At 71.6% G+C, this 14,434-nt stretch carries 14 protein-coding genes and 1 pseudogene; 3 read left to right on the top strand and 12 right to left on the bottom strand.

The features are described from left to right. Positions 1-73: 73 nt before the first annotated feature. The 9 genes from IO30_RS0108275 to IO30_RS48045 form a co-directional block, all read right to left on the bottom strand. Positions 74-949 carry a universal stress protein gene (locus IO30_RS0108275; RefSeq protein ID WP_031140811.1) on the bottom strand — a complete coding sequence of 292 codons (876 nt, stop codon included), beginning with the start codon at positions 947-949 and terminating at the stop codon, positions 74-76. A 244-nt stretch (positions 950-1,193) separates the two neighbouring features. Next, positions 1,194-2,558 (bottom strand): Ni/Fe hydrogenase subunit alpha, encoded by a 1,365-nt coding sequence (locus IO30_RS0108280; RefSeq protein WP_031140813.1) that lies wholly within the window; start codon positions 2,556-2,558, stop codon positions 1,194-1,196. Continuing rightward, positions 2,555-3,373 (bottom strand): NADH-quinone oxidoreductase subunit B family protein, encoded by an 819-nt coding sequence (locus tag IO30_RS0108285; protein ID WP_031140815.1) that lies wholly within the window; start codon positions 3,371-3,373, stop codon positions 2,555-2,557. Before IO30_RS0108285 ends, IO30_RS0108280 begins: the two co-directional genes overlap by 4 nt. 1 nt (position 3,374) lies before the next feature. After that, entirely contained in the window at positions 3,375-4,181 is an 807-nt protein-coding gene (locus IO30_RS0108290; protein WP_031140818.1) for an FAD/NAD(P)-binding protein, read from the bottom strand. Continuing rightward, positions 4,178-4,663, bottom strand: coding sequence for a cyclic nucleotide-binding domain-containing protein (locus IO30_RS0108295; RefSeq protein ID WP_031140820.1), 486 nt, complete (start codon positions 4,661-4,663; stop codon positions 4,178-4,180). Before IO30_RS0108295 ends, IO30_RS0108290 begins: the two co-directional genes overlap by 4 nt. Then, positions 4,660-5,829, bottom strand: coding sequence for a 4Fe-4S dicluster domain-containing protein (locus IO30_RS0108300; RefSeq protein WP_031140822.1), 1,170 nt, complete (start codon positions 5,827-5,829; stop codon positions 4,660-4,662). Before IO30_RS0108300 ends, IO30_RS0108295 begins: the two co-directional genes overlap by 4 nt. 42 nt (positions 5,830-5,871) lie before the next feature. Further along, a complete protein-coding gene (locus IO30_RS0108305) occupies positions 5,872-6,408 on the bottom strand; it encodes a hydrogenase maturation protease (protein ID WP_031140824.1) in 537 nt (178 codons plus the stop codon). Positions 6,409-6,542: 134 nt separating this feature from the next. Beyond that, positions 6,543-7,430 carry a potassium channel family protein gene (locus IO30_RS0108310; RefSeq protein ID WP_031140827.1) on the bottom strand — a complete coding sequence of 296 codons (888 nt, stop codon included), beginning with the start codon at positions 7,428-7,430 and terminating at the stop codon, positions 6,543-6,545. Continuing rightward, the gene (locus IO30_RS48045; RefSeq protein ID WP_078903898.1) at positions 7,415-7,774 is read right to left on the bottom strand and encodes a pyridoxamine 5'-phosphate oxidase family protein; all 360 of its coding nucleotides are present in this window, start codon (positions 7,772-7,774) and stop codon (positions 7,415-7,417) included. Before IO30_RS48045 ends, IO30_RS0108310 begins: the two co-directional genes overlap by 16 nt. Here IO30_RS48045 and IO30_RS0108315 point away from each other — a divergent pair. The 3 genes from IO30_RS0108315 to IO30_RS0108325 all read left to right on the top strand — a co-directional run bounded on the left by IO30_RS0108315 (position 7,773) and on the right by IO30_RS0108325 (position 9,756). Then, a complete protein-coding gene (locus IO30_RS0108315) occupies positions 7,773-8,237 on the top strand; it encodes a Crp/Fnr family transcriptional regulator (protein ID WP_031140829.1) in 465 nt (154 codons plus the stop codon). The genes IO30_RS48045 and IO30_RS0108315 overlap by 2 nt on opposite strands. Positions 8,238-8,282: 45 nt before the next feature. After that, complete coding sequence (locus IO30_RS0108320; protein ID WP_031140831.1) at positions 8,283-8,909, top strand: CBS domain-containing protein; 627 nt, start codon at positions 8,283-8,285, stop codon at positions 8,907-8,909. A 130-nt stretch (positions 8,910-9,039) separates the two neighbouring features. Further along, entirely contained in the window at positions 9,040-9,756 is a 717-nt protein-coding gene (locus tag IO30_RS0108325; protein ID WP_031140833.1) for a response regulator, read from the top strand. A 17-nt stretch (positions 9,757-9,773) separates the two neighbouring features. On the opposite strand, the gene IO30_RS0108330 is transcribed toward IO30_RS0108325, so the two are convergent. The 3 genes and pseudogenes from IO30_RS0108330 to IO30_RS0108340 all read right to left on the bottom strand — a co-directional run bounded on the left by IO30_RS0108330 (position 9,774) and on the right by IO30_RS0108340 (position 14,427). Beyond that, positions 9,774-11,522, bottom strand: a complete 1,749-nt coding sequence (locus IO30_RS0108330; RefSeq protein WP_031140835.1) for a GAF domain-containing sensor histidine kinase — start codon at positions 11,520-11,522, stop codon at positions 9,774-9,776. Positions 11,523-11,629: 107 nt separating this feature from the next. Beyond that, positions 11,630-11,839, bottom strand: a pseudogene (locus tag IO30_RS0108335) (DUF1918 domain-containing protein); the annotation flags it as partial. A gap of 5 nt (positions 11,840-11,844) precedes the next feature. Continuing rightward, on the bottom strand, positions 11,845-14,427 hold the full coding sequence (locus tag IO30_RS0108340; RefSeq protein ID WP_308443088.1) for a cation-translocating P-type ATPase: 2,583 nt from the start codon (positions 14,425-14,427) through the stop codon (positions 11,845-11,847). Positions 14,428-14,434: the final 7 nt, after the last annotated feature.

Here is a 14,434-nt window from a genome sequence, read left to right on the forward strand (position 1 = left end):
GCCGGTGCCGGTCCGGAGCGCGGACGCGTCGGTGCGGTGCGCCGGCACCGGTGGCTCCTCGCTGTGGCTCGGCTCAGTCATGGGGAATGACGGCGACGGGGCAGCGCGCGTGATGGATCGCGGCGGTGGCCACGGAACCCAATGGAGGTGCCAGCGCGGGACGATGCCTGCGTCGGCCGACGACCAGCAGCCCTGCGTCCTTGGCAGTCCGGACCACGACCTTGGTCGGGCTTTCAAGACCGATACCGGAAGTCACCTGCACGCTCGGGAACTTCTCGCGCCAGGGGCGGAGAGCGTCACTCAGGAGCTTCTGCGCGTCCTGCCTGATCTTTTCGGTCACGTCGTGGTCCGTGCCCCAGGGAACGTGAGCGTGGAGGGGCATGCTTCGGCCGTGGACGGCTTGCAGGGGAACGCCTCGTGCCGCGGCGGCGGCGAAGGAGAACGCGAGCAGGTCGTCGCACGGACCGTGCAGTTTCAGGGCCACCACCACGGCGCCCGAGGCGCCCGGAGCGGACGGCGGACCCTCTTCGCGCGTCCCGGCGCGCACCAGGACCACCGGCCGCTCGGCCCGTGCCACGACGGGCATGCTGACGTCGCCCAGGAAGTAGCTCTCGACGGGCTCCAGTCCTCGCGAACCGAGCACGGTCATCTCGGACTCCGCCGACGCCTTCAGCAGCGCCTCCTGAGCGTCCTCGGCGACCAGGTTGCCGACGATGGTCAGGCCCGGGTGGCGAGCTTGGAGCTCCGCCTTCGCGTGGTGCACGATCCGCTTCGCCCAGTAGTTCTGGTCCATCTCGGAGGGGATGTGGACCGGTTCCGGCGTCAGCAGGGGCCACGCGTGCAGCAGTCGCAGGGTGAGTCTGCGGCGGTCGGCTTCGTCAGCGGCCCAACGGGCGGCGGCGAGGCTCTCGGGTGAGCCGTCGAGGCCCACGGTGACGACTGGCTCCATGCCGACTGCTCCGTCTGGTAGTGACTGGAAGGGCGGTGAGGTGTCCGGTTCCGGCCGGCCGGAGCCCTGTCGTCCCCGCGCTGGCGCCGGTAGCCGTGAAGCGACCGTAAGCGGTACTCGATGACGCATCTGTGCCAACGCGCCGAGCGCACGGCCGTATGTCATCCGGGGAGCACATGCAGCCTTCCCGCAGTGCGCTGGAGCCGGAGGCGGTCCCGGCCGGTGAGGTCGCGCCTGGGCGCGATCACCGAATGTGCTCGACGTCCAGTTCCAGGAAGTGGGCCGAGCACGAGATGCACGGGTCGTGGTTGCGGACGGCCCGCTCGCACAGCCGGGTGAGCTCGGCCTCTGACGCCTCGCCCCGATCGAGCCCGGCCTGGACCAGCCGGCGCAGGTCCTCCTCGATGGCGCCCTGGTTCTGGGCGGTCGGCGGCACGATGCGGGCGTCCGTGACACGCCCCCCGTCGTCGAGCGCGTAGCGGTGGTAGAGCAGGCCGCGTGGTGCCTCCGTGGCACCGTGCCCGGTGCCGGCCCGGGCCGGCACCTCCACGCACGGGCCGGGCGGACGCTCGTACTCCGTGATGATCCGCAGGGCCTCCTCCACCGCGTACAGGACTTCCACCGCCCGGACGAGGATGCTTCGGTACGGGTTCCTGCAGACCGCTCCCCGTCCGGCACCGGCGCGTGACGGGGGGTCACCCAGTCCGGCCTCCCGTGCGGCTTCCAGAGCCAGTGGGGACAGCAGGTGGCCGCTGACCGCCCAGCGGGCGAGGGAGCCGGTGAGGTGCCTTCGGCCGTCCAGCCGGGAGTGGAGTGCGGTGGAGTGGGAGACCTGCTCCTCGGCCACGTGGTCGCTGAAGTCCGGCAGGGGGAAGCCGTACGGCGGGAGCGTCGCGTCGTACGGGAGCACGCTGGGGACACCGGACTCGATGGCGTAGGTGCCGGTCTCGGCGAGGGCGAGCAGGTCGGCCGTGCACTCGGCGTCCGGGAATTCGAAGCCGGCGACCCAGCGCACCGTGTCCCAGGCGTCGTCGAGGGCCGTGCGCAGCCGTTCTTCCAGGGGACGGAGTTCGGCGCGGGTCGGAGCGCGGTGGAAGCCGCCGATCCGGACGTTGACCGGGTGGATGGCCCGGCCCCCGAGCAGTTCGACCACGGCGTTGCCGGTCTGCTTCAGGCGCAGTCCCCGCTCGACGTGCTCGGGATGGGAGCGGGAGAGACCGATCACGTCGTCCTCGCCGAGGAAGTCCGGTGCGTGCAGCATGTGGATGTGCAGTGTCTGGCTCTCGATCCATTCGCCGCAGTACAGCAGTCGGCGCAGGGCGGCCAGTTGTCCGTCGACGACGATGCCGCACGCGTCCTCGATGGCACGGCAGGCGCTCATCTGGTAGGCGACGGGGCAGATCCCGCAGATGCGGGAGGTGAGGTCGGGTGGCTCCGTGTGGGCTCTGCCCCGGAGGAAGGCTTCGAAGAACCGCGGCGGCTCGTAGATCTTGAGCCGTGCTTCGGTGACCGTGCCGTCGTGGATCCTCAGGTGCAGTGCGGTCTCACCCTCCACACGGGCGAGTGAGGGGATGCGCAGCTCCTGGTACCGGGGCGTGGGATCGCTCATCCCGGTCCTTCAGCATCGGTCACGCCGGGCTGTCCTTGCTCCTCCACGGCGGTGAAGGCGGTCACGTTGAAGGTGTGCAGGAACCTGCCGATGTCCTCCTCGCTCATCCCGTCACGCTGCATGAGCGGAACCAGCGCGGGAAGGTTCGTGGTTCCGGCCGGCCCGAAGCAGCCGTAGCAGCCGCGCCCGTAGGTCGGGCACAGGGCCCCGCAGCCCGCGTGGGTGACGGGGCCGAGGCAGGGTGTGCCGTGGGCGACGGTGACGCAGACGTTGCCGCGCCGTTTGCAGGCGAAGCAGACGCTGTGGTTCGGGATGGCGGGCTTGCGTCCGGCGAGGAACGCGGTGATGACCTCGACGAGCTGACCGCGGTCGATGGGACAGCCGCGCAGTTCGAAATCGACGGGTACGTGGGCCGAGACCGGCGTGGAGGTCGCGAGGGTCTCGATGTAGTCGGGGCGGGCGTAGACGGTCGCCAGGTACCCCTCGACATCGGCGTAGTTGCGCAGCGCCTGTACGCCGCCCGCCGTGGCGCAGGCCCCGATGGTGACGAGGTGGCGGGCTTCGGCGCGGATGCGCCGGATGCGCTCCACGTGCTCGGGTGTGCTGACCGACCCTTCGACGAGCACGAGGTCGTACGGGCCGGGCGCGGCTTCGCTGGACGCCTCCAGGAAGTGGGCGATCTCCAGTTCGGCGGCGATGCCGAGCAGTTCGTCCTCGCAGTCGAGGAGAGTGAGCTGACAGCCGTCGCAGGAGGCGAACTTGAACACGCCGAGGCGGGGGCGGGCAGGGGGCTGAGGTGTGGTGGGGGTGCTCATCTCACAGTTCCCGGACGGTGAGCAGGGGCTCGGCCTGGTCGTAGCCGACGACCGGGCCGTCGCGGCAGAGCAGCAGGGGTCCGAGCTGGCAGTGTCCGCAGTGGCCGGTGGCACAGCGCATGTTGCGTTCGAGGGAGACCCGGATGCGGTCGGGACGTACCCCTTGGTGGATCAGGGCGCGTGCGGTCGCGCGCATCATCACCTCGGGACCGCAGACGAAGGCGACCGTGTCCGAAGGTGTGAACCGGGCCTCGCGGAGCAGCGTGGTGACGACGCCGACCCGGCCGGTCCAGCCGCCATCGGGCCGATCGACCGTGACGGCGCCGAACGGCTGTCCCCAGGCGGGGAACTCGTCCCCGTACAGCAGATCGGCGGGGGTCCGGGCGCCCGCGAGGACGTTCAGCCGCCCGAACGCCTGGGGCTCGGCCAGAACCGTCTCGACGAGGGGACGCAGCGGAGCGAGCCCGATGCCTCCGGCGATGACGAGCAGGTCATTGCCATGTGCGGCGGCCGGGTCCCAGGCGGTGCCGAAGGGGCCGCGCACGCCGACCCACCCGCCGGTCCGCAGCCCGCACAGTGCGCGGGAGACGGCCCCGACGGCGCGGACCGTGTGCGTCAGCCGGTGCCCGTCCGTGAGCCGGGACACGGACACCGGGATCTCGCCGGCACCGAACGCGTACAGCATCGCGAACTGGCCGGGTGCGAAGGGCTCCAGGGCTTCCGCGGCGGGTTCCAGTACGAGCGTGACCGTGTCGTGCGTCTCGGCTCGGCGGTCCACCACGCGGTAGGAGAGGGGCGTGAGCGTCATGGCACCGGCCCGCTCCCCTGCGGTCCCGGCGGTCCGTACAGGTCGAGCAGCCGGGTGCGGGTGGCTCGGAGCCGGTCGCCGATGGTCCCGGCGACGACGGTGACCAGCGACAGGCCCAGCGCCGTGTCCTCGGCGCACAGGTCATGGACCGCGGCGGCGTCGAATTCCCAGGCGTGGACGGGGTCCCGGGTCTCGGCCGCGAGGTGCCACTGCCGTGGCGGGCACAGCCATGACCAGCCGAGCAGGCTGCCGGCGCCGATGGTCTCGACGACCACTCGCCCCCGGCCGGGCATGTGGATGTCGAGCGCGACCGTGCCCGAGCGGATGACCCAGAAGCGGTCGGCCTCCTCCCCTTCCTCGAAGATCCGCGTGGCACCGGGAAGGGCGACTTCACGGGCGAGGGCCATCAGCTTCCCGCGGTGCTCCGCCGTCAGAGCGGTGAACACCCCCTCGCCGGGAGGCCCACCCGGATGCGGGGTCACGGCGTGCTCTCCCGCTGCGTGGCCTCTTGGTGCAGGGCGTGGGCTTCCTCGGTGAGGTCGATGCCCGTGGGACACCAGACGATGCACCGGCCGCAGCCGACACAGCCGGAGCTGTCGAACTGGTCGTGCCAGGTACCCAGCTTGTGCGTGAGCCACTGGCGGTAGCGGCTGCGCGGGGTGGACCGGACCGGGCCGCCGTGGAGATGCGAGAAGTCCAGGTCGTAGCAGGAGTCCCAGAGGCGCCAGCGCTCGGCGTGATCGCCGGTCAGGTCGGTGACGTCCTCCGTGGTGGTGCAGAAGCAGGTGGGGCAGACCATGGTGCAGTTGCCGCAGCTGAGGCACCGGGCGGTGACGTCGTCCCAGCGATCCGCTTCCAGGTTGTCCCGCATCAGCGTGGGCAGGTCCACCGGCGGCATGGAGCGGCCCATGCGTTCGGCGGCGGCGCTCACGGCCTGGGTCGCAGCCGCCCGGGTGGAGCCGTCGGGGCTCCGTCCCGGCAGTTCCGCGAGGACCGCGGCTCCCTCCTCGCTCCCGCTCCGGCACAGGAAGCGGTGGCCCTCATCGTCCACGACCTCGGTGAGCGCGAGGTCGTACCCGGCGTCGGCGGCCGGCCCGCTCCCCATCGAGACGCAGAAGCAGGTGGCACCCGGCTCGGTGCACTCGGCGGCGATCAGGAATGCACCCGTCCGTCGTGCCAGGTAGGCGGGGTCCCGGTACTTGCCTCCGCTCATCACCCGGTCCAGGATCTGGATGGCACGCAGATCGCAGGGCCGCACGCCGAGGAACGCGTACGAAATGCTCTCCTGCTTCTCCTCCCGGACTACCGGCGCACCGTCCGGGCCGCGGTCCGCGGACCACTGGCGGACGCGCTGCGGATGGAGGAACGACTTCCACGACTGGGGTCCCGCGCTGTGTGCGAAGGCCGCCCCGTCCTCGCGGCGGCGGAGCCGGTACCGGCCCGCCTCCAGCTCGACCCCCCACCCGTAGGGAAGGGCATCGGCGGAGTCCAGTTCGTCGAGGACGATCGCGCCGTCGCGCACGGTCGGGCCGATCACCGTGCGGCCGCGCGCCTTCAGGACACGCACGAGCGCGGCCAGACCGTCGCGGTCGAGAACCGTCCCGGCCTGGTGGTCGAGGGCGGCTCCGCCATCCGAAGCGTCGGTCATGGTGCACCTCTCGGTCTCCACGTGCCTAGATCCGGCAGCATGTCAGACCGGCGGGCTCCCGGGTTCGAACCCGGTCCGGCGAGTCCGTTCGCCGTGTGTGCGGACGTCTTCCTCGATGCGCCGGGCCAGATCCGGCAGAGCGGCCGCCACCGCCGGGGTGAGCCCCGCGCCCAGCGAGCGGTCCGCTCCCTCGACCGCGTACACGATGAGGCGGCCGGGACCGCGCCCGAGACTGTCGGCGAGGCGCAGGGCCTCGGCGAGCCCCAGCCCGTGGGTGCTCTGCCTGCCCGCGGCAGCCGGGTGCGGCATCTCGCCCGGGGCCGCACACCACCGGTGTGCACGGCCGGGCTGCGCCGCGGGTGGGAAGCAGGCGTCGATGACGAGGGTGAGGGCCTTGTCCTCCCAGAGGGTCATCAGGCGGCCGGGGTCTCCGTCGCTCCGGGCGAGCTCGGTACCCGAGGGAAGAGGCCGCCGTGCTTCCCGTGCGCACAACAGCGCGATGGTGGCCCACCCCACCCCGTCATCGCGCCGGAACTCGTTGCCGATCCCGATGACCGCCGTGCCGGCGAGCGACTTCATAGGTACCCGCTTCCCGCTTCGGGCGTCTCCGGCCACAGCCTGCCCTGCTCGCGGGACCGGGTCCTGCGGCACGGGGCAAACGGCGCAAGGAGCAGTACCGAGTGTGCGGCCACTCGGACACGTGCAAGGCCGGCTCAGGGCTTCTGGGGAGCGTGGTCACCGTGCCCGTGGTCGCGGGCGAAGGCGTCGAGCGCCTGCCTGGGCGAACCCTGGGTGTGCAGGAAGCGTTCGTCCAGGATGCTCGCGAGGTCTGCAAGGGCGGAACGCAACACCATGGAGGCGAGCCGGACATCCCGGTGTCCGGCATCCGAAGCCTCATCGGCGATGTCGAGGGCGTAGCCGATCTGGTGGGCGAGGGAGGTCCGGTCGTCGCCGTCGTGGAAGTAGTAGGACTCCGCGTACTGGAGGAAGTCGACCGCTGCCACGGACAGCGCTGCGGCCAGGCTGTCCAGCATGGCGGCCCCGGCCGGGGAGTCGATCTGCTCCTTCGAGGGATGGGTACGGGAGAGGTGGGAGAGCCGCAACGCCAGCGCCCTGCGGCGCGCCAAAGCCGGATAGATGCCGAGGATCCAGGAGACCGTCGCGGTCAGGAGGGCGAACCCGACCAGCGCCTCCAGGGGTGCGAAGATGCGCAGCCACCCCTCGGCAGGTGCGACGTCGCCGAGACCGAGCGTGGAGAGCGTGACCAGCGAGACGTATGCCGCGTCCAGCAGGCCCGCATGGTCGTCGGGCCGCAACCCGCCCGCGTACACGAACGCCTCGGGCATGTGAGGCCAGTAGATCAGCGCCCAGCCCGCCGCCACGGTCAGGGCCCACAGGGCGACGACGGACACCATGGCGAGCGGGCCGGCCAGGCCGGCTGCCGTGCGACGGGTGCCCAGGACCGACGACAGCCGCCACAGTGTGGTCATGACCAGGCGGCTCAGCCCGCCGTGCCGCGTCGGGTGCCACAGCGTGTGGAACACGTCCCGCAGGATCAGCAGGACCAGGGCCGCGCCCGTGACCGTCACCAGCCAATCCATCCGGCACCCCTTTTCCACCGCGTTTCGCCCAGGTTCGCGCACCTCCGTAGCGGCTGATCGCAGCCCACGCCGCGTGCCGCGCCTTCGTCGAGCCGGACGACCACGTCCTCCCCCTCGACGACGTGGTTCACCGGTCGGGTGGCCGGCAGCGCCCGGTGGGTGAAGACGATGCGGCCCAGCGGCACGGTGCCCAGGAGCCGCAGTGCTTCAGGCGTCCTTGCTTCCTCGCGCGCCGTGCCAGGGCCGAACGGTCCCCCGTCCTGCGGAACCGGGGGCCGGTCGGCCCATGCCCAGCGCCTCTGGAACGGCCCAGAATTGAATCGGAATCGACCGGAGGCCGCCATGAGGACCACTCCCCCTACGAAGATCACCGGCGCGCTGCCTGCTGAACACCGTTCCCGCCTGATGAGCGTCGCGCGGGAGGTCAGCTTTGCCGAGAGCGCCCGCCTCTTCAACGAGGGCGGCCGGGCGGACAGGTTCTGGATCGTCCGAACGGGCATCGTCGCCCTGGACGTGCATGTGCCCGGCAGACAGCCGGCGGTGATCGAAAACCTTGGACCGGGCGAACTCGTGGGGTGCTCCTGGATGCTGCAGCCCGCTGCCTGGAAGCTGGGCGCCGTGGCCACGACGCCTGTGCGCACGTACGAATTCGACGCCGCCGCGGTGCGCACGATGATCGATACCGACCCTGCTTTCGGCTCCGCGATGGGCCACTGGGTCGCGCAGGTGCTCGCGCACCGACTGCACGCCGCCCGTATCCGGCTGCTCGACCTCTATGCCCCGCACGGCAGCGGCAGCTACCTCTGACCGGCGGTGTCCCGCACCTGAAACCCCAGCAGCGAGGAGGGCGTCATGCCCGCGTCCCGGTACACCGTCAGCGATGTCATGACCCACACGGCCGTGGCGATCGGCCGTGAGGCCTCGTACAAGGAGATCGTCGAGCTGATGGACCAGTGGAAGGTCAGTGCCGTTCCCGTCCTGGAGGGCGAGGGGCGCGTCGTCGGGGTGGTCTCCGAGGCTGATCTGCTGCCGAAGGAGGAGTTCCGGCGGGACGACCCCCGGCTCCCCGATCAGCTGGAGGAGGCTTCCAAGGCGGGGGGTGTGCTGGCCGAGGAGCTGATGTCGAGCCCGGCCGTGACCGTCCACCCCGACGCCACCCTCGCCGAGGCTGCCCAGATCATGGCCCGCAGGCACGTGAAGCGCCTCCCCGTGGTCAACGGCGTGGGGATGCTGGAGGGGGTCGTGAGCCGGAGCGACCTGCTGAAGGTCTTCCTGCGCACCGACGAGGAGATCGAGGAGGAGGTCCGCGACGCGGTTCTCGCCGAGCTCGCGCCCCCGGTCGATCTGCAGGCATCGGTGAAGGACGGCGTCGTCACCCTGCACGGATCTCTCCGCAATCGCGCCTTGGTGCCTCTGGTGGCCCGCGCCATCCGTGCCGTGGAAGGTGTGGTGGACGTACGGATGGAGCTGGAAGGGTAGCCCCGCGGAGCTGCCTGAGGCCCTCTACCCGCCTCACTGGGCTCTGGGGCGCGCCACGAGGTGCATCCGCCCGCTCCCTGAGACAATCCGTACGAGACGTGCGCACAGCCGATCGACCACAGGGGCGTACATGTCCGACGTACCGGCGGCCTCCGCCGAGGCTCCCATCCGGGTCTTCCTGCTGGACGACCACGAGGTCGTCCGCCGCGGCCTGTACGACCTGCTGGACGCGGAGCCGGGCATCGAGGTCGTCGGCGAGGCCTCCACCGCCGGACAGGCGCTGGCCCGCGGGCCGGCGCTGCGCCCGGACGTCGCCGTGCTCGACGTCCGGCTGCCCGATGGCGACGGGATCACCGTGTGCCGCGAGCTGCGCTCGCGGATGCCGGATCTCGCCTGCCTGATGCTGACCTCGTTCGATGACGAGGACGCGCTGCTCGACGCGATCATGGCCGGTGCGGCCGGCTACGTCCTCAAGCAGATCAAGGGGTCGGACCTGGTCTCGGCCGTACGGACCGTGGCGACCGGGCAGTCGATGCTGGACCCTGCGACGACCGCCCGGCTGATGCACTCGCTGCGGGACCCGGAGACCGCCAAGGAATCCCAGGACGACCGGCTGGCCACGCTGTCCGAGCGGGAGCGTTCCGTGCTCGAACTGATCGGCGAGGGCCTAACGAACGCGCAGATCGCCAAGCGGCTGTACCTGTCCGAGAAGACGGTCAAGAACCACATCTCGCGGCTGCTGGGCAAGCTGGGGGTGGAGCGCCGGGTGCAAGCTGCCGTCATCGCCGCCCAGGTCCACGAACACGAGCACGGGCACGAGCCGGAGCACGGCAAGGGCCGGAGCTGAGGGCATCGGAGTGCTCCTCACCCGGAGGGCGGGAAGCCGTCTCCATCCAGCGGTACTCGCCATTCCAGTTTCGTGCCCCTCCCGGTCGGCCCGGGCGCCGACACGGAGAGTTCGCCGCCCAGGCATTCGGCCCGCTCGGCAAGATTGCGAAGCCCGCTGCGACGGCCTCCCTCCACCAGCCCCACTCCGTCGTCGGTGACCAGTACCGTCAGTACGCCCTCGACGGCCGAGAGGGAGACTTCTGCCCGGCCCGCGTTCGCATGGCGGGCCACGTTGGTGAGCGCCTCCCCGATGACGGCGAGCGCCGCGTCCGCCGTCGGGGAAGGCACATCGGTGTCGATCAGGCCCTCCATCCGCAGGGCCGGGGTGAAGCCGAGTGTCCGCGCGGCCTCCTCCACGGCCTGGGAGGCACGGAGCCGCAGCTTCGGCGTCACCCCGGGCACCTCGTGTTCACGGAGTCCGAAGATCGTCGAGCGGATGATCTTGATGGTGGCGTCCAGGTCGTCGATCGCCCGCGCGAGTCGTTCCGAAGCCTCCGGATGCTCGACGAAGCGTTGGGCGCTCTGCAGGGTCATGCCGGTCGCGAAGAGCCGCTGGATGGCGAGGTCGTGCAGGTCGCGGGCGATGCGGTCGTGGTCCTCCAGCATGCTCATCTGCTCGGCGTCCCGGCGCCGGTCGGCGAGCTCCAGGGCCAGGGCGGCCTGGCCGGCGAAGCCGGGCAGGGCCGCGATCTCGGTGCGGGCGAACGGCGGGCGGCCGTGTCTGCGGGCCAGGATGAGGACACCGCTCAGCTTCTCCTTGGTGCCGACCGTGACGGCGACGGCCGGGCCGAGGCCCTTCCAGCGTTCCGGCTGCACCGTGATCCGGTCGTCGCTCCCGACATCGGCCACGGTGATCAGCCCGTCCTCCTCGCCCAGGGCTGCGGCGGCCAGGGTTCCCGCACTGCTGGGCAGCACGATGCCGCGATGCGCCTCTGCGCCCTCACCCAGCGCCAGCGAGCCGCGGAGCTCCCCGCCCTGGCCCACGAGGTAGAAGACACCGATGTCGGCGCCCGTGATGTCGCGGGCCCGCTCCAGCATCCCCTCCAGTACCTCCGTCTCGGCCAGGCCGGACAGGAGGGCGCTCGTGAAGTCGGAACTGGCGGCCAGCCAGCGCTCCCGGAGACGTACTTCCTCGTAGAGGCGGGCGTTCTCGATGGCGATGCCGGCTGCCACCGCCAGCGTGGACAGGACCGCCTCGTCCTCCTCGTCGAAGTCGATGCCGCCGCGCTTCTCGGTCATGTAGAGGTTGCCGAACACGTCCTCGCGGACCCGGATGGGAACGCCGAGGAAGGTGTGCATCGGGGGGTGGTGGGCCGGGAACCCGTAGGAGGCGGGGTGATCGGACAACTCCGACAGCCGTAGGGTCTCGGGGTGGCGGATGAGTTCGCCCAGGATGCCGTGGCCTGAGGGAAGGTCGCCGATCTCGGCCCGGAGTTCGCCGCTGATGCCGACGGGCAGGAACTGGGCGAGCTTCTGGTCGTCGCCGATGACGCCCAGGGCTCCGTACTCCGCGTCCACCAGGACGACGGCGGCTTCCACGATGCCCCTCAGGACCTGCGGAAGGTCGAGCTCCCGGCCCACGGACAGCACGGCTTCGAGGAGCCCGTTGAGCCGGTCCCTGGTGCCGCGCACTTCGTCGATGCGGACCTGGAGCTCTTCGAGCAATTCGTCCAGCCGGAGCCGCGGCAGCCCCGGACGCACGGCAGCCTGCTCGTCCCCGCCCATGCGCACCTCCAAGCGGCGCCCAGGGGAAGTCCGGCCCGCCTCTTCACCGTATCCCCGCCACCGCCATCCCGCGCAGGCTGAAGGCGTCAGCCGGAGTCGTCCGGGCCGAGATGCCGGACGTGTGCGTCCGGTCCGGGGAAGAAGAGGGTCGTCCTGCCGGTGTCCGACCAGCGGACGTCGTAGGGCGGGGTGCCGTCGTCGTGGTGCAGACCGACGACTTCGCCGTCGCGACCCGCTTTGCCCACCGAGGGCCCGCCCACCACGATCTCGTCGCCCACGCGGGCGTGGGGACCGTGCTCGGACGTGTGTGCCTTCATGATCATCAGCTCCTTCGGAAAGCGTGCCGTGCGAGTCGGGCTGCCGTGAAGCCGCTCACGAGGGCGGTTGATGCCAGGGCAAGGCCCGGCCATCCAAGAGGTGCGGTCTCCAGAACCGACTGCAGCGGCGGAAGGTAGAGCGCTGCCGCCCCGAGGAGGGCGGACGCGAGGACGGACAGGGGCAGGAAGAGGTTCTCCCGGGTCAGCAAGCGGGTTCGCAGGCCCAGCACGACGCCGAGCTGCGCAGCGAGCAGGGACAGGAAGAGGACGCTCTGCCAGGGCAGGCCCCAGGCCCGTGCAACCGTCCCGGCGGTGAGGCAGGCGGCTGTGACGACCGCGGCGAGCACCACGAGGCGCTGCCAGGCACCCGCGCCGAGGATGTGCTGGCCGGGCGGCCTCGGGGGCCTGTGCATCGCCTCCGGGTCCACCGGTTCGGCGCCCATGGCCACCCCGGTCAGACCGTGGGTCAGGAGGTTGATCCACAGGATCTGGCCCGCCCGGAGTGGGAGCGGAAGGCCGAGGAGGGGGCCGATCAGCATGACGAGGATCTCGGCAGCGCCGCCGGCCAGGCCGTAGACGAGGAAGCGGCGGATGTTGTCGTAGACCCGTCGGCCCTCCTCGACGGCCGCGACCACGGTCGACAGGTCGTCGTCGGTCAGCACGAGGTCGGCTGCCTGGCGGGCGACCTCGGTGCCCCGCTGTCCCATGGCTACCCCGATGTCGGCACGGCGCAGGGCGGGACCGTCGTTGACCCCGTCGCCGGTCATGGCGGTGACGGCTCCCCGGGCCCGCCAGGCATCGACGATCTCCAGCTTCTGCTGCGGATCCGTCCGGGCGAAGACCCGTGCGGCGGTGAGGTCGGCAACCCGGCCTGCCGCCAGATCGGAGCCGTTGACCACGGTCTCGTCATCGGTGTCCGCGTCGGCCAGGCCGACGCGGACGGCGATCGCGCGTGCCGTCGCCGGGTGGTCTCCGGTGATCAGGACCGGGGTGATGCCGGCCGCGTGGCAGGCGGCGAGCGTGGCCGCTGCCGCGGGCTTGGGCGGATCGCTGATGGCGACCAGGCCCAACAGCCTCAGTCCTGCCTCGGCCGTCTCCGCGCTGTCCGGTTGCTCGGCGTGTTCGGCGGACGCCACGGCGAGCACCCGGTATCCGCGGGAGGCCAGGATGGCCGCCTGCTGCCGGGCTCCGGCCATCAGGTCGGTGCGGTCGGCGAGAACGGCTGCGTCCAGCACCACCTCCGGGGCGCCCTTCAGGCACACCAGGGCGCCGCCGGACGGCAGGCGGTGGACTGTCGTCATGCGCTTGCGTCCGCTGTCGAACGGGATCTCCCACGTCCTGGGGTGAGTGCGCCTGAGAAGCTCCGGCTCTTCGCACCCTGCCTTGACGGCGGCGGACAGGAGGGCCGCTTCCATGGGGTCGCCGACCGCGGTCCACCGGTCCTCGTCCGGGGGCGGGCCCTGGGGCGGCCTCAGAGAGGCGTCGTTGCAGAGCGACGCGGCCGTCAGCAGCTCTTGTACGGGGCCGAGCTCGGCCGCCGTCGGCTGCCTGCCCTCGACCAGGACGCCTCCCTGCGGTTCGTACCCCACTCCGAAGAAGTCGGCCGCGGCCCGTGGCGTCCACACGTGCTGGACGACCATGCGGCCTTCGGTGAGGGTGCCGGTCTTGTCGGTGGCGAGGACAGTGACGGAGCCCAGGGTCTCCACGGCGGGGAGCCGGCGGATGAGGGCGTGCCGGGCCGCCATGCGCCGGGCTCCCAGCGCGAGGGCCAGGGTCACGACGGCCGGCAGGGATTCCGGGACCGCCGCTACCGCGAGGCTGATCGCCGTCACCGCCATGATCCCGAGCGGCAGGCCCTGTACGAGCCCGAGGCCGAAGACCACCAGGCAGAGGGCCAGGGTGACGACGGCCAGGATGCGCCCCAGCGAGGCGAGACGGTGTTGCAGGGGCGTCGGCTCCCGCTTGGTGTCGAGGAGGGCGGCGATCCGGCCGAGCGCGCTGTCGGGGCCCGTGGCCCTCACCGTCGCCACACCCCGGCCTCGCACGACCACGGTCCCCGCGCCCACCGTCGAATCGACCTCCTTGTCCACGGGGACGGATTCCCCGGTGAGCATGGATTCGTCGATCATCAGGGCGGATGCCTCGGTGACATCGGCGTCGGCCGCCACGATGTCACCCTCCGCGAGCAGCAGGACATCACCGGGCACCACGACGGCGGCGGGGACCTCGCGCGGAGCGCCGCCGCGCAGGACCCGCGCCTTCGGTGCCGACATCGCGGAGAGAGCGGCCACGGCGTGGTCGGCACGGGTCTCCTGCACGACGCCCACGGTCGTGTTGACGACGATCACCACGGCGATGACCACCGCGTCGGCGTGGTCGCCGATCGCGATCGTCAGTACCACCGCGCCCAGCAACACCATGATCAGCGGATCGCGCAGCTGGGCCAGCACCCTGGCGTACCAGGGGGTCGCCGGGGCGGGCGGTATCTCGTTGCGGCCGTGCTCGGTCAGTCGGCGTTCCGCCTCGGCGTCGGTGAGGCCGCCGGACGTGCGGACAGGTGCCTCTGCGGTGCCCGGGGTCATCGCCATGGCGGTC

It is taken from the genome of Streptomyces xanthophaeus, assembly GCF_000725805.1.
GTDB classification, from domain to species: Bacteria; Actinomycetota; Actinomycetes; order Streptomycetales; family Streptomycetaceae; genus Streptomyces; species Streptomyces xanthophaeus.